Origin of the sequence: Lysinibacillus sp. NPDC093190, from assembly GCF_050280425.1 — a bacterium.
In the GTDB taxonomy this organism is placed as follows: domain Bacteria; phylum Bacillota; class Bacilli; order Bacillales_A; family Planococcaceae; genus Lysinibacillus.
Genome location: NZ_JBNNVG010000022.1, coordinates 21082 through 38337 on the forward strand (window position 1 = coordinate 21082; position 17256 = coordinate 38337).

The 17256-nt window shown below is 37.1% G+C and carries 13 protein-coding genes and 1 pseudogene; all 14 read left to right on the plus strand.

The genetic code is table 11. The annotated features are described in order from the left end of the window. Positions 1-73: 73 nt before the first annotated feature. The 14 genes and pseudogenes from ilvC to ACQKOF_RS16875 all read left to right on the plus strand — a co-directional run bounded on the left by ilvC (position 74) and on the right by ACQKOF_RS16875 (position 17119). Positions 74-1108 carry a ketol-acid reductoisomerase gene (gene ilvC, locus ACQKOF_RS16810; protein ID WP_427559331.1) on the plus strand — a complete coding sequence of 345 codons (1035 nt, stop codon included), beginning with the start codon at positions 74-76 and terminating at the stop codon, positions 1106-1108. Then, positions 1095-2633 (plus strand): 2-isopropylmalate synthase, encoded by a 1539-nt coding sequence (locus tag ACQKOF_RS16815; RefSeq protein WP_427559333.1) that lies wholly within the window; start codon positions 1095-1097, stop codon positions 2631-2633. Before ilvC ends, ACQKOF_RS16815 begins: the two co-directional genes overlap by 14 nt. A gap of 171 nt (positions 2634-2804) precedes the next feature. Beyond that, positions 2805-3905, plus strand: a complete 1101-nt coding sequence (gene leuB, locus ACQKOF_RS16820) for a 3-isopropylmalate dehydrogenase (protein ID WP_427559335.1) — start codon at positions 2805-2807, stop codon at positions 3903-3905. 16 nt (positions 3906-3921) lie between these two features. Continuing rightward, on the plus strand, positions 3922-5331 hold the full coding sequence (gene leuC / locus ACQKOF_RS16825) for a 3-isopropylmalate dehydratase large subunit (protein ID WP_427559338.1): 1410 nt from the start codon (positions 3922-3924) through the stop codon (positions 5329-5331). A 30-nt stretch (positions 5332-5361) separates the two neighbouring features. Beyond that, the gene (gene leuD / locus ACQKOF_RS16830; RefSeq protein ID WP_427559342.1) at positions 5362-5952 is read left to right on the plus strand and encodes a 3-isopropylmalate dehydratase small subunit; all 591 of its coding nucleotides are present in this window, start codon (positions 5362-5364) and stop codon (positions 5950-5952) included. Between the two features lie 319 nt (positions 5953-6271). Then, positions 6272-7543, plus strand: coding sequence for a helix-turn-helix domain-containing protein (locus tag ACQKOF_RS16835; RefSeq protein ID WP_427559344.1), 1272 nt, complete (start codon positions 6272-6274; stop codon positions 7541-7543). Positions 7544-7565: 22 nt separating this feature from the next. Next, complete coding sequence (locus ACQKOF_RS16840) at positions 7566-8777, plus strand: MFS transporter (RefSeq protein WP_427559347.1); 1212 nt, start codon at positions 7566-7568, stop codon at positions 8775-8777. Further along, positions 8774-8947, plus strand: a complete 174-nt coding sequence (locus ACQKOF_RS16845; RefSeq protein ID WP_427559351.1) for a hypothetical protein — start codon at positions 8774-8776, stop codon at positions 8945-8947. Before ACQKOF_RS16840 ends, ACQKOF_RS16845 begins: the two co-directional genes overlap by 4 nt. A gap of 150 nt (positions 8948-9097) precedes the next feature. Beyond that, the gene (rbsK, locus tag ACQKOF_RS16850) at positions 9098-9979 is read left to right on the plus strand and encodes a ribokinase (protein ID WP_427559353.1); all 882 of its coding nucleotides are present in this window, start codon (positions 9098-9100) and stop codon (positions 9977-9979) included. 245 nt (positions 9980-10224) lie between these two features. Further along, complete coding sequence (locus ACQKOF_RS16855) at positions 10225-12075, plus strand: dynamin family protein (protein ID WP_427559355.1); 1851 nt, start codon at positions 10225-10227, stop codon at positions 12073-12075. A 378-nt stretch (positions 12076-12453) separates the two neighbouring features. Beyond that, on the plus strand, positions 12454-13443 hold the full coding sequence (locus tag ACQKOF_RS16860) for a LacI family DNA-binding transcriptional regulator (protein ID WP_427559357.1): 990 nt from the start codon (positions 12454-12456) through the stop codon (positions 13441-13443). A gap of 104 nt (positions 13444-13547) precedes the next feature. Then, positions 13548-14969 (plus strand): aldehyde dehydrogenase family protein, encoded by a 1422-nt coding sequence (locus ACQKOF_RS16865; RefSeq protein ID WP_427559359.1) that lies wholly within the window; start codon positions 13548-13550, stop codon positions 14967-14969. Between the two features lie 107 nt (positions 14970-15076). Next, positions 15077-15920: pseudogene (ahlS, locus tag ACQKOF_RS16870) on the plus strand (AhlS family quorum-quenching N-acyl homoserine lactonase). 17 nt (positions 15921-15937) lie between these two features. After that, positions 15938-17119, plus strand: coding sequence for an iron-containing alcohol dehydrogenase (locus ACQKOF_RS16875; RefSeq protein ID WP_427559362.1), 1182 nt, complete (start codon positions 15938-15940; stop codon positions 17117-17119). The last annotated feature ends 137 nt before the right edge of the window (positions 17120-17256 follow it).

Below are 17256 nucleotides of genomic sequence, written 5' to 3' on the forward strand. Positions count from 1 at the left end.
ATACATAGCCCTTAGTGGTTTACTAGCATCCGAAGTTTAAAAAAACAAACCAAAAATTAGGAGGAAACAAACAATGGCTACTATGTATTATGATCAAAACATCAACGAGGAAGTATTAAAAGGGAAAAAAATCGCAATCATCGGTTATGGTTCACAAGGTCATGCACATGCACTAAACCTTAAAGAATCAGGATTCGATGTAGTAGTAGGAGTTCGTCCAGGCGGATCTTTCGATGCAGCAAAAGCAGATGGATTAGATGTAAAGACTGTTGCTGAAGCAGCGCAAGAAGCAGATGTTATCCAAATCTTACTTCCGGATGAGCGTCAAAAAGCTGTATATGAAGCTGAAATTGCTCCACATCTTGAAGCAGGTAAAGCACTTATGTTTGCACACGGCTTCAACATTCACTTCGGTCAAATTACACCACCAGCAGATGTGGACGTATTCTTAGTTGCACCGAAAGGTCCAGGACACTTAGTTCGTCGTCAATTCCAAGAAGGTGCTGGTGTACCAGGCTTATTCGCAATTCATCAAGATGCAACTGGTCAAGCAAAAGATTTAGCTCTAGCTTATGGTAAAGGGATCGGTGCAGCTCGTGGCGGTTTACTTGAAACATCATTCAAAGAAGAAACTGAAACTGATTTATTCGGTGAGCAAGCAGTACTGTGCGGTGGTGCTACACAATTAGTAAGAGCAGGTTTCGAAACTTTAGTAGAAGCAGGCTACCAACCAGAATTAGCATACTTTGAAACACTTCACGAACTAAAATTAATTGTTGACCTTATGTTTGAAGGTGGTATGGCAACAATGCGTTACTCCGTATCGGATACAGCAGAGTGGGGTGACTATGTTGCAGGACCACGCATTATCGATGACTCAGTAAAAGGTCGTATGAAAGATGTATTAACAGATATCCAAGATGGTACATTCGCACGTCGTTGGATTCAAGAAAACGAAAACGGTCGTCCAGAATATACAAAATTCAAAGAAGCTGGTGCAAACCACCAAATTGAAGAAGTTGGTGCTAAATTACGTGCTATGATGCCATTCATCAACGAAGGTAAAGAAAAAGTTGTGAGAGAAGTGGCTGCAAGTGCGAAAAATTGATATTTTCGATACAACCCTTCGCGACGGCGAACAATCTGCTGGTATTAATCTAAACACCGCGGAGAAGATTGAAATCGCCAAGCAACTGGAGCGCCTAGGAGTGACAATTATTGAAGCAGGTTTTCCTGCTTCGTCACCCGGTGACTTTGAGGCGGTAAACCGTATTGCAGGAACAGTGAAAAACTCGATCGTAACAGGCTTAGCTCGCTGTGTACAAAAGGATATCGACTCAACTTGGCAAGCGATTAAAGTGGCCGAACAGCCGCACATTCATATTTTCCTAGCAACTTCCCCAATTCATATGGAATATAAGCTAAAAAAATCACCCGATCAAGTGGTAGAACAAGCAGTGGAAGCTGTAAAATATGCAAAAAAATTCTTTCCGCTTGTACAATGGTCTGCAGAAGATGCATTCCGCTCAGATCATGAATTTTTAGTACGTATTATGAATGAAGTTGTTGCGGCAGGTGCGACAACCATTAATGTACCTGACACAGTAGGATATGCATCGCCACAAGAATATGGTGCATTATTTAAATTCCTACTTGAAAACGTAAAAGGTGCGGAACGGGTAAAATTCTCTGCACATTGCCATGATGATTTAGGTATGGCAACCGCTAACACGATTGCAGCCATTGAAAATGGTGCCTCACAAGTAGAGGGAACGATTAACGGTATCGGAGAGCGCGCTGGAAATGTTGCGCTTGAAGAAATCGCAGTTGCCCTTCATATCCGTAAAGATATTTACCCTGTAGAAACAGGGATTCATTTACAAGAAATTAAGCGTACATCTCAATTAGTCAGTAAGCTCACGAATGTGGTTATTCAGCCAAATAAAGCTATTGTTGGTAAAAATGCATTTGCACACGAATCAGGTATTCACCAAGATGGTGTGTTAAAAAATCCTGAAACATATGAAATTATTTCACCTGCCCTTATTGGTGAAGGGGAGGTACCACTCGTTCTAGGTAAACACTCAGGTCGTGCAGCATTCCGTGACCGAGCAGAAACAATGGGCTTCAACCTTTCGGATGAAAAACTAAATAAAGCATTTACAGAATTTAAAAAGCTTGCTGATCGTAAAAAAGAAATTACGGAAGAAGATTTACTAACGCTTCTTACTGAGCAACAAGTTCAAATAGAAGATGTTCCACTTTACGAACTAAAGATGGTACAGGTGCAATATGGTACAGAAAATATACCAACAGCAACAGCGATTGTTTTAACACCAGAAGGTCTAGAGAAGACAGTTGTTGCAACAGGTTCAGGCTCGGTGGAAGCTATTTTCAATACGCTTGAGCAACTTGTTCAAGGAGATATTCATGTGATTGATTATCGAGTTAAGTCCGTCGGTAAGGGACGTGATGCATTAGGAGAAGCTGTAATTAATATTCGATATGATGGTATTTCAACAACCGGGCGAAACTCATCACAGGATGTTTTAGAAGCATCGGCAAAAGCTTATTTAAATGCTATCAACCGTCATTTAATACAAGCAAGCCTTCGTACACAGCCTGTAAGTTAATCAATGTCGCAAATTTTAATGGTAGTGAATTGAGTCAGCATCATTCACATCCCAAACGCAATTAGGCCAATTACGTGTAATCATAATATTGATGACCTCACCTATTAGTATAGGTGAGAGTCTTACTAAAATAGCGTAGTTCAACGCTATACAAGGAAAGGTGTTTTGACGATGGAGAAAAAAATTACAGTACTTCCTGGTGACGGAATAGGGCCAGAGGTTGTTGCTTCTGCTGTACGTGTATTACAGGTGATTGGTAAGCGATTCAACCATACATTCCATTTAGGTTATGCAACAATCGGAGGCGCTGCCATCGATCAACACAATAACCCACTACCAGATGAAACAATTGAGATGTGTGAAAATAGTGACGCGGTTTTACTAGGAGCCGTTGGTGGCCCGAAATGGGATAATAATCCACCTGAATTACGTCCAGAAAAAGGATTACTACGTATTCGCAAACACTTTGACTTATTCGCAAACTTACGTCCAGTAAAGGCGTTCCCGAGTTTACTAGATGCTTCACCATTAAAGCGTGAAGTAGCCGAAAACGTCGATTTAATGATTGTACGTGAATTAACAGGCGGCGTATACTTCGGGGAACCACGTATGCGTACTGAGAATGGCGCGATAGATACAACTGTTTACTCAACTGCAGAAGTTGAGCGTATTGTTGAAAATGCCTTTGAATTAGCACGTTTACGTGGAGGCAAATTATGCTCTGTTGATAAAGCCAATGTACTTGAAACAAGTCGTTTATGGCGCGAAGTTGTAGAAACGAAGAAAAAAGAGTATCCAGATGTGCAAGTGGAGCACAATTTAGTAGACTCAGTTGCTATGAAATTAATTACAAATCCTAGTCATTATGATGTGGTAGTTACTGAAAATATGTTTGGAGATATTTTAAGTGATGAAGCATCTGTTATTACAGGCTCTTTAGGCGTACTTCCATCTGCATCTATTCGCGGAGATAATTTCGGTCTATATGAACCAGTACATGGCTCAGCACCAGAAATTGCAGGCCAAGGTGTAGCAAATCCAGCCGCAACAATTCTTTCAGTGGCCATGATGCTACAATATTCATTTGGCTTAAAAGAAGAGGCTGCAGAAATCGAACGTGCTGTAAGTGCAGTGTTTGATGATGGCTATTTCACAGCAGATCTTGCACGTGGTGGCAGTCGTATACTATCGACGAATGAATGGACAGATAAAGTTATTAACGAGATTGATACAAGCTTTGTTTCAGAAAGCATTATGACAACATACATTTAAGAAATAGGTGAAGATAATGGGCAAAAATATAATTGAAAAGATTTGGGATAAACATGTTGTTTATCAGGAAGAGGGCAAACCGGACCTGTTATATATTGATCTCCATTTAATTCATGAAGTAACTTCTCCGCAAGCCTTTGAAGGTCTACGAATGAACGGACGTCAAGTGCGTCGTCCAGATTTAAGCTTTGCGACAATGGATCATAACGTCCCTACCAAAAATCTACCAACGATTCATGACCCAATTGCACGCAACCAAATTGAAACGTTAGCTAAAAATGCTGAAGAATTTGGAGTTGAGCTTGCAGGAATGGGGCATCCTGACCAAGGAATTGTTCACGTAATTGGACCAGAGCTAGGTTTAACTCAGCCTGGTAAAACGATTGTCTGTGGTGACTCCCATACGTCTACCCATGGTGCGTTCGGAGCGATTGCCTTCGGGATTGGTACATCTGAAGTAGAACATGTATTGTCAACACAAACTCTATGGCAAAATAAGCCGAAAACAATGGAAATTCGTGTAGAGGGTGAGCTCCCTGTAGGTGTCGCTGCAAAAGATATTATTTTAGCGATTATTTCTAAATTCGGTATTAGCGTTGGCACAGGACATATTGTGGAATTCACTGGAGAGGCTATCCATAAACTTTCTATGGAAGAACGGATGACAATTTGTAACATGTCAATCGAAGCGGGTGCAAAGGCAGGGCTAATTTCTCCTGACCAAACGACTGTTGACTATATCCGTGGACGCAAACATGCACCACAAGGAGAAAAGTTTGAGGAAGCAACAGATTATTGGTTAAGCTTAGCATCCGATGAAGATGCAACATACGATACAGTTCGAATTATTCAAGCTGAAGAAATCGAGCCAATCATCACTTGGGGAACGAATCCATCAATGGGTTCAGGTGTTTCAAGTAATGTTCCAGCACAGGCAGATTATGAGGATGAGTCAGATAAAGCTGCTCTTCGTAAAGCACTTGCCTACATGGAATTAGAAGAAGGTCAACCATTAACTTCAATCGATATCCAACACGTATTTATCGGTTCCTGCACAAATTCACGCATCAGTGATTTACGTGCAGCAGCAAATGTTATCGAAGGGCGTAAGGTACATGAAAAGGTAACAGCGATCGTTGTACCAGGCTCATATTCGACGAAAAAACAAGCAGAAGCAGAAGGATTAGATAAAATCTTTACAGATGCTGGCTTTGAATGGCGTGAGACGGGTTGCTCAATGTGTCTGGCAATGAATGATGATATCGTACCAGCGGGTGAACGCTGTGCATCAACATCAAACCGTAACTTTGAAGGACGCCAAGGAGCTGGTTCTCGTACACACTTAGTATCACCACCAATGGCAGCAGCGGCAGCAATTGCTGGTCACTTTGTGGATGTTCGTGAATTCGTAAAGGAAACTGTGTAATTTCCATTTACACGGAAGGGATGATTGCAAATGGAACCAATTAATATCGTAAAAAGTGTGATAACACCACTTGATCGCAAAAATGTCGATACAGACCAAATTATTTCGAAAGAGTTTTTAAAGCGTATTGAGCGTACAGGTTTTGGTCAGTTTTTATTTTACCATTGGCGCTTCGATGCAGAGGGCAATGAAGTAAAAGATTTTGTGTTAAACAAACCTGAATTTAAAGACTCCAAAATTTTAGTAGCACAAGATAACTTCGGCTGCGGTTCTTCACGTGAACATGCACCGTGGGCAATCTTAGATTACGGTATCAATGTAGTGATTGCACCATCTTTCGCAGATATTTTCCATAATAACTGCTTCAAAAATGGGATTTTACCAATCAAACTAACAGAAGCAGAGTGTGATGAAATTTTAGCGAAAGGCTTAGAAAATCCGTACACGATGGAAGTCAATCTTGAAGCACAAACAGTAACGGGTGAAGATGGTACAATTTATAAATTTACCATCGATCCTTACTATAAAGAAACATTGCTGAATGGTTGGGATGAAATTGCACTAACCTTTAAATACGATGAACAAATCGCTGCTTATGAAGCAAAACGTATTGCATTTTAATAGATAAGGGATTTCCTTTTGACTGAAGACAGACTATTTGTCTTCAGTTTTTTATTGCTGAGAAAAGAAATTGGTGACTCGAGGGGAAACGTTAAGGTAGTGAGGCGTACTGCTCGTGAAGAAGACAAAGCTACTCAAGTAGGAAGGAAAACTATTCAGGGAGTAGTGAGAAGTTGGGAAAATGATGTCGCGTTCTTACCAGTTCTAATATTCTTGTGTAAATGATTCAAATATTAAATATTCATTTGTCTATTTTTTGTAAAATTACACAATAAATTGATGCAATATTTTGATAAAATATAATTAGAGGTGGGAACAATTGAATAATAGCTTTACTAGAAATATAGGTCAGTTAATTAAACATCAACGAAAAAAACAGAAGATTAAACAAGATGATCTGGCAATTGGTGTTTGTACATCTTCATATTTGAGTCGTATTGAAAACGGTCTCGTGATTGCTGATGAAGCAATTTATCAATTGTTGCTACAACGATTAAACATTGATTTACATCAACATACAGAAGACCAAGAACAATTAAATGAACAGTTAGAGGTGATTTGGGAGAAAATCATTCGTCATCGTCCATTAACTTCAAAAGAATGTCAAAAGATTATTACATATCCTAAAACTGATTATATTGATGAAATACAACTTAAATATGCAATTGTTCATTGTCGTTATTTACTTTTTGAAAACAAAATGGTGGAAGCCGAAAAGTTTTTAGAAAAAATTAAGCCGTTTATTCAGTGGGAATCCAATCGCATCACGCAAATGTACATTTTAACAATCAGTAATTATTATTTACTAACGGAACAATATACAGAGCTAATTAATATGTATCATCAGTTTGACGTGAAGCATTATTCTAAAAATGGAAGAAGCTTCGAGCATGCGTATTGTTTATATAATTTAGCGTTTGCTTATAACCGAGTATATCAAAATCAGAAAGCATTAAATTATATTGAAGCAGCGAGTAATGTATTTAGTCATTATTACGCACCGTTATTTCAATTGAATCTATATTTGATGAAAGCAGTTATTTTTAATTCGCTATATCAATTTGAAAAAGCCTTTAAAGAATATGAGGCGAGCTTGGATTTAATTGAACATGTTGCAAATTTACAAACTCCAAATCAAATGAGTTCTATTTATAATAATTTAGGTTATTGCTATGAATGCCAGGAACTATTTGAACAAGCCATTGTGAATTATGAAAAATCCTTAACCTTTGAATGTCAGTCACTTACTGTTGTGAATTATATTCGAACTTTATATCGTCATAAGAACTTTAGAAAGATGGAAGAAATGATTGAACGTTATAAAGATTTATCGTTTCAAAAGAAGCATGAAGAATATCAATTTGAAGTACTTAGTTTCATATCTAATGGGAAAATTGAACAATTGCCATTAAAAGTACTAGAAGAAAAAGCATTATGTTATTTTGAACAACAAAAATATTATTCTTTAATTTTGTTTTATGCACCATTATTTGCTGAACTGTATAAAACTCTTCTGGCGTATAAACAAGCAAGTAATTGTTATGAAAGGGCATTTGTGGCAAGTGAAAGGGTTCGGATAATAATGAGTTAGTTAACATAAGGAGGGAACTATAATGAAAATCCTTCGTAAATACAGCTTGTTAATTGGGGGCTTAGGTTTTTCCAATTTAGGAAACTGGATTTACCTTGTAGCGCTAAATTTATTTGTCTGGCATTTAACAAAATCGCCTGGAGCGATGGCTGGTATCTTTATTGTTGGACCAATAGCAAGAGTATTGACGAGTTTGGTAGCTGGTTCTTTCATTGATCGTATGAACAAACGCAAGTTGATGCTTACAACTGATGTTGTACGAGGTATCATTGTTTTTTGTATGCCGTTTATGGAATCTATTTGGCTCATCTATACGCTGTTATTTTTAGCGAATATAGCGAATAGTTTCTTTGGGCCTAGTAGTACCTATTATATTACAAAGTTTGTTCCCTCTGAAGATAGACAACGATTCAACGCAATACTTGGCACGTTCAATTCAGGCTCGTTTTTAGTAGGTCCAGCATTAGCGGGACTCCTCATCATGCTTTTTAATACAGCAGTTACGATTTGGTTCAATAGCTTTACATTTTTTGTTTGTGCTATGATCATTTACTTATTACCTGACGTAGATGATGTGAAGGAAACTTCACGGCAGCGTATTACTTGGCAACTATTAAAAAGTGATTATCTAGCGGTACTAACTTTCATTCATCAAAATTCATTATTTATCACGATTTATTTATTGTTTCAAAGTGCGTTAATGATTGCATTTGCGCTTGATTCTCAGGAAGCAACATTTATTAAGCAGGATTTAGCGTTATCCGATAGTTTATATGGAGCCTTTGTCAGTAGTGCAGGAGCCGGAGCCATTTTAGGTGGGATGGTTGCCGCCAGCTTCGCCAAAAAATGGTCTACTCGATCATATATGGCTTTTGGATTGTTCCTGACAATGTTGTTTTACACAGCCTTTTATGCCTCGACATCAAGTATATTGGCATTTGTAAGTTTAGTTTTTCTAGGTTTTTGTATGGCATTTAGTAATACTGGTTATGAAACATTTTATCAGCAAAATGTACCGCCTGAAATGATGGGTCGATTCGGCAGTATTTCAACTATTTTTCAAAGTATTTTACAAATTTTTTTCACCTTACTATTAGGTCAGCTTGCAGAATTATTTACGCTTCAAATGACTGCAATTATTTTCGGTATTATAAGTATTTTATTTTCGATTTCATTATATTTTGTGCTATTTTCCCCAAAAAACTACATCGGATTAAAGGAGGAAATATTATGATTAGCTATTCGCTTCGTTGTATCATTTGTAAGGAAATATTTGAAGTTGTAGAAGGGACAAGGAAATATACACTATATAAACAAAATATGAACGGAAAATTTTCCTGTGAAGATTGTGATAGAAAAATTGAATTAGAGGCAAGGAAAGGATTATTAGGAAAACTTAATTGAAAATATGTTGGTATGAGTTTTTTTGCATTTGGATTAATGAACTATTTGGTAAGAAAATCAGTACCCCCATAATTTTCAAATGTAAATGACCTGTCTTTCTATTGTTTTCTCAGTTAAAATGGAAAAATAAGATGGAAGGTAGGTCAAAAGATGATTACAGTTATAGGTAGCATAAATATGGATTTAGTTGTACAAATGGGGGTTTTTCCAAAGCAGGGAGAAACTATACTCGGCAAGGATTTCCAAACAATCCCAGGAGGAAAAGGGGCTAATCAGGCAATTGCTGCGGCACGTCTTGGAAGTGAAGTCACAATGATGGGCTGTGTCGGCTCCGATAGTTTTGGTGAATCATTACGTACTGTTTTACAGCAAGAGCATGTTCAAACTGAAGCTATTACAAGCGTATTGGCACCTACCGGGATTGCTAATATTTTAATCTACAATAACGATAACCGTATCATAGTAGTGCCCGGGGCAAATTATGAACTAATGCCTGCGCATATAGAGGCAGCGAAAGAAATCATTCAAAAAAGTCAGATGGTAATTATGCAGCTAGAAATCCCAACGGAAACGACCGCTTATGCAATAAAACTATGTAAAGAAGCGAATGTACCTGTTTTATTAAATCCAGCACCGGCGTCTAATTTTGATGTGCAATGGATGGAGGATATTACTTATATCACACCAAATGAACCGGAGTGTGCTGAAATTTTTGGAGATGATTTTGAGCAAGTGTTAGAAAAATATCCTAATAAAATGATTATTACGTTAGGTAGTAATGGCGCACGCTATTTCGATGGTGAATATCCTATTCATGTTCCGGGCTATCTAGCAAAGGCGATAGATACAACCGGTGCAGGCGATACGTTTAACGGTGCACTCGCTTATGCTTTAGTAGAAGGGCAATCATTGGATCAGGCAGTGTATTTTGCAAATATTGCAGCTTCATTATCAGTGGAGAAATTCGGTGCACAAGGAGGAATGCCAACACTTGGAGCGGTTTACGCACGTATGGCTGGTGTTGAAGAATAAAGAGAAGACTAACTCTCTTACAAATTATAATAATAAATATATATAAATTATATTAATTCTTTTAGTCTGAATGAGTAATAATATCTGAGATAGAAGGTTTTATAGCATAAGATTTATGACCTATTTGTGACGACTGAATTTAAGTATATTGTCCTTTTTTGCCGTTATTTCTTAGTACTATGTATTAATAAAGGAATATTTTCATTTATAATAACTTTAGATACATAGGAAAAGAGGTTTTGACGATGACAAATATTGATAATGTACCGATCGAATATACAGCCTCAGCGAATAATATTTTGCCACAGCTTGTTGATCATTTGCGCCAATTACTTGGCATTATTATACAAAATACATATGTAAAAGATACAGCTAAACACTTAAATCGTATCATTCAAGATGCTAACAACGAAACAATGATTCTTATTGTTGGGAAAGAGCGTGTTGGAAAAACAACACTTGTAAATGGATTGCTAGGACGTCAGGTTTTGCCTGTTAATGATCAGCATCCAACAGGGGTAAATACGTTTTTGCGATACGGTGAACATGAAGAAATAAAGGCGTATTTTTTAGATGGTGTTGTAGCAATATTCGATATGAGCAAGTTAGAATTATTGACAACTGGCGATACTTTTGCATCTCAAATATTACGAGAACATTTAGATTACCTAGAAGTATATTTGAAAAATGATTTATTAAAATCAGTGACAATTATTGATTCTGTTTCATTGGAAGCTGGGGGAGGAGAAATGGCCTACTTCCCAGAAGCATTGATGAACCGTGTTGACGAAATCTTTTGGGTATTACGCTCTGGTTCAATGGCTATTTATCCTGAAATATTATTGATGGAAACGTTAAAAAACAAAGGTGTCGAGCCTCTTTGTGTCGTCAATGCCATAGATTCAAATGAAAATACGAAGGCGTTTATCCATGCTGAGAGAGAACGATTGGGACATTTAATCAGTGATTTTGTAGCTATCTCTGCAAGGGAAGCGATTGAGGCTAAACAGACTGATAGTGATGAGCTTTGGCAAAAAAGTCAGTACGAGCAATTAATTTCAGAAATTCACCGAGTTGCAGAAAATAGTGATAAGAAAACGTATGGCATATTAATTCGCTTCTTGCAATGGCTTGAACGATTCCACTTCGAATTAGCTGTTATTCCACAAAGAGACCCATTCCAATCTGCTGTTGAGAACATTGAAAAGTATGCAGGCGATACACAATACGAATTTTCACGCTATCAACGTGATTTAGCGATTGTGACTGAATATGAGCAAGAATACGAACAGGTTGCTAGTGTATTTAAAAATGTTCAAACATTATATCAACTTTTACAAACCATTTCTCAAAACGATTATTTTCAGGATGAAATTGTGGAAAGCTTTTCAGAAAAGGCTGTTTTTTATCAACAAATGTTACGAGAATACCGTAATATGCATAGTGAATATTTGCGTGAATATGATCGATTGGATGCTCAGCATAAAAAAATTCACGGAAAAGGCCTTATGAAAGCTATTTTTGGTCAGCATACACAAAATGGATTTTTTAAAGAACGTGTCAACAAGTTAAACGAGCAGCAAGTTGTTTGTATTGCACAATTTGAAAAAGTGCAGGAAGCGGAGGCAATAATGCTTCAGTCCATTCATTCGATACAAAGTTATCTTATGGAGTTAACGAAAAAGCGTTTGGAACGTATTGAGCAAAAAGTCCATGAGCTAAATCAACAACGTTTAAGAGAAAAGCGCCAATTAAAGTTATACTCAAATAAATTAAACGAATTTTCTTGTTTAGTTGAGGCGCAGGGCTATATTAAAGACAACATTCAACCATTTTTAATGGACGAACAAATGCCGCTGAAAGAAAAAGATATTGAAATGCTAAAAGAAACGATTAACAGTATCATAAGCATTGATCTGACGAATAATGGTCTACTTGCCCGTAGTCAGATGAACAATAAAATGGAGAGCATTGAGATTCCTTTCGATGTTCAGAAAAAATATCCATTACATACGTTAGCTTTAGCAGAAAAAGATGTAAAATCAAACGATATACCAGAAATTCCGAAAAAGTTAGATATTCAATATGAAGAATAGACGCTAAGGGAAAATGTTCTAAAAGTAATTTAAACTTTTAGGGCATTTTTTTAGTATTTTGTGATCTTTTATATAGATAACAGGAGGGTTTTTACATTTGAGGGGTCAATCATTTTTAAAGAAACGAGCAAGATATTTGGACAACATCCGTAAACGAAGAAACATTGGATGAAGCTCCAATGGCATATAAGCCGATGTCAGAAATTACATCTATTCTCGAGGAAACTGCGGATATATTAAAAGTGATTACCCCCGTTAAGCCTTATGCGCGGAAAAAATAATTCCTAATACTAGAAACTACTTGCACTCACCCTTAACTATTAACAATATATTTGTAATGGTATAAAATAGGCTTACAAAGATGAAGTGGGTGGTTTTTTGGTATCCTCAAAAGATGTAGCAAAGTATGCGGGTGTTTCTCAAACAACGGTTTCGAGAGTGTTAAATACTCCTGAACTCGTAAAGCCGAAAACAATTGAAAAAGTGATGAAGGCGATTGATGAATTAAACTATGTTCCAAATGATATTGCAAGATCGCTTGTTCAGAAGAAAACAGGGATTATTACATTGATTTCTGGCCCGTTACATAATCCTTTTTTTGTTGATACTACAACAGCAATCGTTAATTATGTTAATGCTATGGGCTATAAAGTAAATGTCTATTTTGGGACTGAAGATAATTTAGAGTCTATTTATAATTCTGTTTTGGAAACGAGGGCTGACGCGATTATTTTATCGTCTATGTTATATGAAGATGACTTATTTTATAAGCTTGAAAAATTAGGCATCCCATTTATTATGTATAATCGCAAGCATCAGGAAAATAGGCATTTTGTAGAGATTGATAATGTGGAAGCGGGTTATATAGCGACGAATCATATTTTATCTTTAGGTCATCAAGATATATGCTGGGTTGGTGGTCCTCATGAAATAAGTACTTTTTATGGAAGATACAAAGGCTTTAAAAATGCATTAAATGACAGCGCTATAGATATAAAAACAGCGACATCATTTTTTACAAATACTAACAAAGATGATATTGAACGAGTATTTGAAGAAATGCTAAAACTTCCTACGAGACCTACTGCTATTTGTGCCGCCACAGATGCAATTGCCATTGAAATATTAAACCTTTGCTTAGAGAGGGGCTTTCAAGTTCCTAAAGATTTTAATGTTATTGGCATCGATAATGTGGAGCTTAGTAAACACCATTCGATTGCCTTAACAACAGTAGGTTTAGAATCCGAAAAAAGCCTCGGATTTATTGCTATTGAAAAATTATTTGAGGTAATGGAGAGAAAAAGTACTTGCATCCAACAAACAGAATCTGTTAGACTTTTTCCAAGAAATACAACGTGTGAAAAATGAACTGATGAACATCAGTTTGTTTTTTACACCATAATGGTTACGTATTCATTTTTTATTTTCAGAAATGAATACGTAACCATTTAATGAGAGGAGTGAGTTAGGTCTTGAAAAGAGGTTTATTTATTAATGGACAATGGCAAATGACAGATGAATATATGGAGGTTCATGCTCCCTACTCAAAAGAGGTCGTAGCACAATTTGCTATGGCAACTCATGACGATGTACAGCATGCAATTGAAAGTGCTCATGCAGCAGAATCCGAAATGGCAGCCTTAACAGCATTTCAAAGAGCAGAGATTTTAGAACAATTATCTGATCTTTTTGCCGAAAATCGAGACGAGGCAGCTAGAATTATTTCACTAGAATCAGCTAAACCGTTAAAATATGCCAATGCTGAAATTGATCGAACGATTGAAACTTATAAATTTGCAGCAGAAGAAGCTAAACGACTATCTGGTGAAATGATTCCAATGGATGCATCTAAAAGTGGAGAGGGTAGATTTGGTTATACAATTCGCGAACCTTTGGGCGTTATTGCGGCCATTACACCATTTAATTTTCCGCAAAATTTAGTGGCTCATAAAGTTGGACCGGCATTAGCAGCTGGAAATACGATTGTTTTGAAACCTGCAACACAAACAGCTTTATCTGCTCATTTTCTAGCAAATCTATTGGCACAAACAAATTTACCAGCAGGTGCGTTTAACTTAGTAACTGGGCAAGGGAAACTAGTAGGGGATGCATTTTTAGCGCATCCAAAAGTGAAAATGATTACATTTACCGGGAGCCCAGCTGTAGGTATTTCTCTTCGCAATCGAGCGGGCTTAAAGAAAGTCACATTAGAACTTGGTTCGAATGCTGGTGTTATTGTTGATGAAGGGGTTCAACTAGATAAAATTATGGACCGAATTGTTATGGGGGCTTTTTCAAATCAAGGTCAAGTTTGCATCTCCCTACAGCGTATATATGTAATAGAAAAAATAATGGATGATTTTTTAGGGCAGCTAAAAGCAAAAGTAGAACGGTTAACAATAGGGGACCCACTTGATGCAACAACAGATTTAGCGATGATGATTTCAGAAACTGAGCAACAACGTGCTGTCACATGGATAGAAGAAGCGGTAGTAGAAGGTGCGAAGCTACTAACGGGTGGCAGTATTGAAAACGATATTTTACTGCCAACAGTGTTATTGAACGTATCTTCTAATAGCCGAGTATCTTGTGAGGAAATATTTGCACCTGTAGTTATTGTCAATACTGTTTCATCAGTAGAAGAAGCCATTGATGCTGTTAATGATTCAAATTATGGCTTACAGGCAGGAATATTTACACCCTCAATTGAGACGGCCTTTAAAGCTTCAAAGAAACTACAAGTCGGAGGTGTCATCATAAATGACGTTCCGACATACCGTGTGGATCAAATGCCATATGGTGGCGTTAAAGAAAGCGGAACTGGTCGTGAAGGAATCAAATATGCCATTGAGGAAATGACAGAAATGAAGCTAGTGATTTGGAATAACAATTAACTTCTTTCCAAACACCCGCTGAAAAAGAAGAACGGCCTACGCACAAAGCCGATTACGGATGCAATTATGCCGAGGCATAATTGATTCATGAATGGAGATGGTTGTAAATGAAAACAATCAAACAACACCCGAAATTGTATGTTATGGATAATGGGACAATGAGAATGGATAAAAACTTTATGATTGCCATGCATAACCCTGCAACGATTGATCATCCAAACCAGCCAAATGAATTTCTAGAGTTTCCGATTTATACAGTATTAATTGATCATCCGGAAGGAAAAATTGTTTGATACAGCATGTAACCCAAATTCAATGGGACCTGAAGGACGCTGGGGTGAATTTACTCAGAAAGCATTCCCAATTAATATGCCAGAAGAATGCTATTTACATCATCGATTAGAAGAGTTAAATGTGCGTCGAGAAGATATTAAATATGTTGTAGCTTCACATTTACATTTAGATCATGCAGGTTGTTTAGAGTTTTTTACGAATGCAACGATCATTGTACAAGAAGATGAATTCAATGGAACTTTACAAACTTACGCAAGAAATGTAAAAGAAGGCGCCTATATTTGGGGTGACGTTGATATGTGGATAAAAAACAATTTACACTGGCGCTTAATAAAACGTGGTGAGGATAATGTGAAACTTGCAGAAGGAATCCAAGTTTTGAATTTTGGTAGTGGTCATGCCTGAGGAATGCTAGGTTTGCATATTAATATGCCTGAAACGGGGGGAATTATTTTAGCTTCGGATGCCATTTACACCGCTGAAAGCTTTGGTCCACCTGTCAAGCCACCTGGAATACTATATGATTCTGTTGGCTATAATTCTACAGTTGAACGAATTAGAAGGTTAGCAAATGAAACAAATTCACAAGTTTGGTTTGGCCATGATTCTGTCCAGTTTAAATCATTTAGAAAATCGACAGAAGGCTATTATGAATAGATAGGAGTAAAACAATTATGCAAAAATTAACCTTTACACCTGTAAGTTATACAGGCTGGGGTTGTTTGAATCAGCTACTACTAGAAGTAGAAAAGCTCAAAGTAAATAATATTTTAATTATCACGGACCCATTTTTAAAAGAGTTAGGTTTAACAGATAGTATTGAAAAGCCTTTACTAGAAAAAGGGTACTCTACAACTATTTACACCGATATTGCCCCTGAGCCACCGCTCGCAATTGGTGAAAAACTAGTTGAATTTACAAGAATGCATCATTTTGATTTAGTGATTGGTTTAGGAGGTGGAAGTGCATTAGACTTAACCAAACTTGCTGCGGTTTTAGCAACACATGAAGGAAAAGTGGCAGATTACTTAAATTTAACGGGAACAAAAACTCTTGAAAATAAAGGATTACCAAAAATTTTAATTCCAACTACATCTGGAACAGGCTCAGAAGTGACAAATATTTCAGTACTGTCACTTGAAACGACGAAGGATGTTGTTACACATGATTACTTATTAGCAGATGTCGCAATTGTAGATCCTGCGTTAACGATTTCCTTACCACCAAAAGTGACTGCTGCTACAGGTGTAGATGCTTTAACACATGCAATAGAGGCCTATGTTTCTGTATATGCCAATGAAGTAACTGATGCACTTGCACTACAAGCCATAAAGTTAATTAGTGGCTCTATCCGAACTGCTGTGCATGACGGTCAAAATAAGCAGGCACGCTCGGATATGAGTTATGGCAGTTATTTGGCAGGCTTAGCCTTTTTCAATGCTGGTGTTGCAGGAGTACATGCTTTAGCTTATCCTCTTGGTGGCCAATTCCATATTGCTCATGGAGATTCCAACGCAGTATTATTACCTTATGTCATGGGCTATATTCGCCAAAGTTGCGAAAAACGAATGAAAGATATTTTAGATGCGATGGGTATTTCATCTGCGTATATATCGCAAGAAGAGGCTTCCTATAAATGTGTAGATGCATTAAAGCAACTTGTGCAGGATGTTAATATTCCGTCAACATTAAAAGGATTTAATATACCAGAATTAGCACTGGAACAACTAACAGATGATGCGACAAAGCAAACTAGAATCTTAGCACGTAGTCCGATGCCGCTTAAGCGAGAAGATATTTATACAATTTATCGTGCTGCATTTGATGGAGAGATTCGAGAACCTCAGTTACTATAAAGAAGTAAAGAGTAACGTTTACTCTGTAAAATTAAAGACAAGTGAATGTATTTAAAACAGTAATAAGTAGTAAAAAGAGACAGCGATTGCTGTCTCTTTTTCTCTTTTTTTATCTTAAAAAAATCTAATCCTCTTAA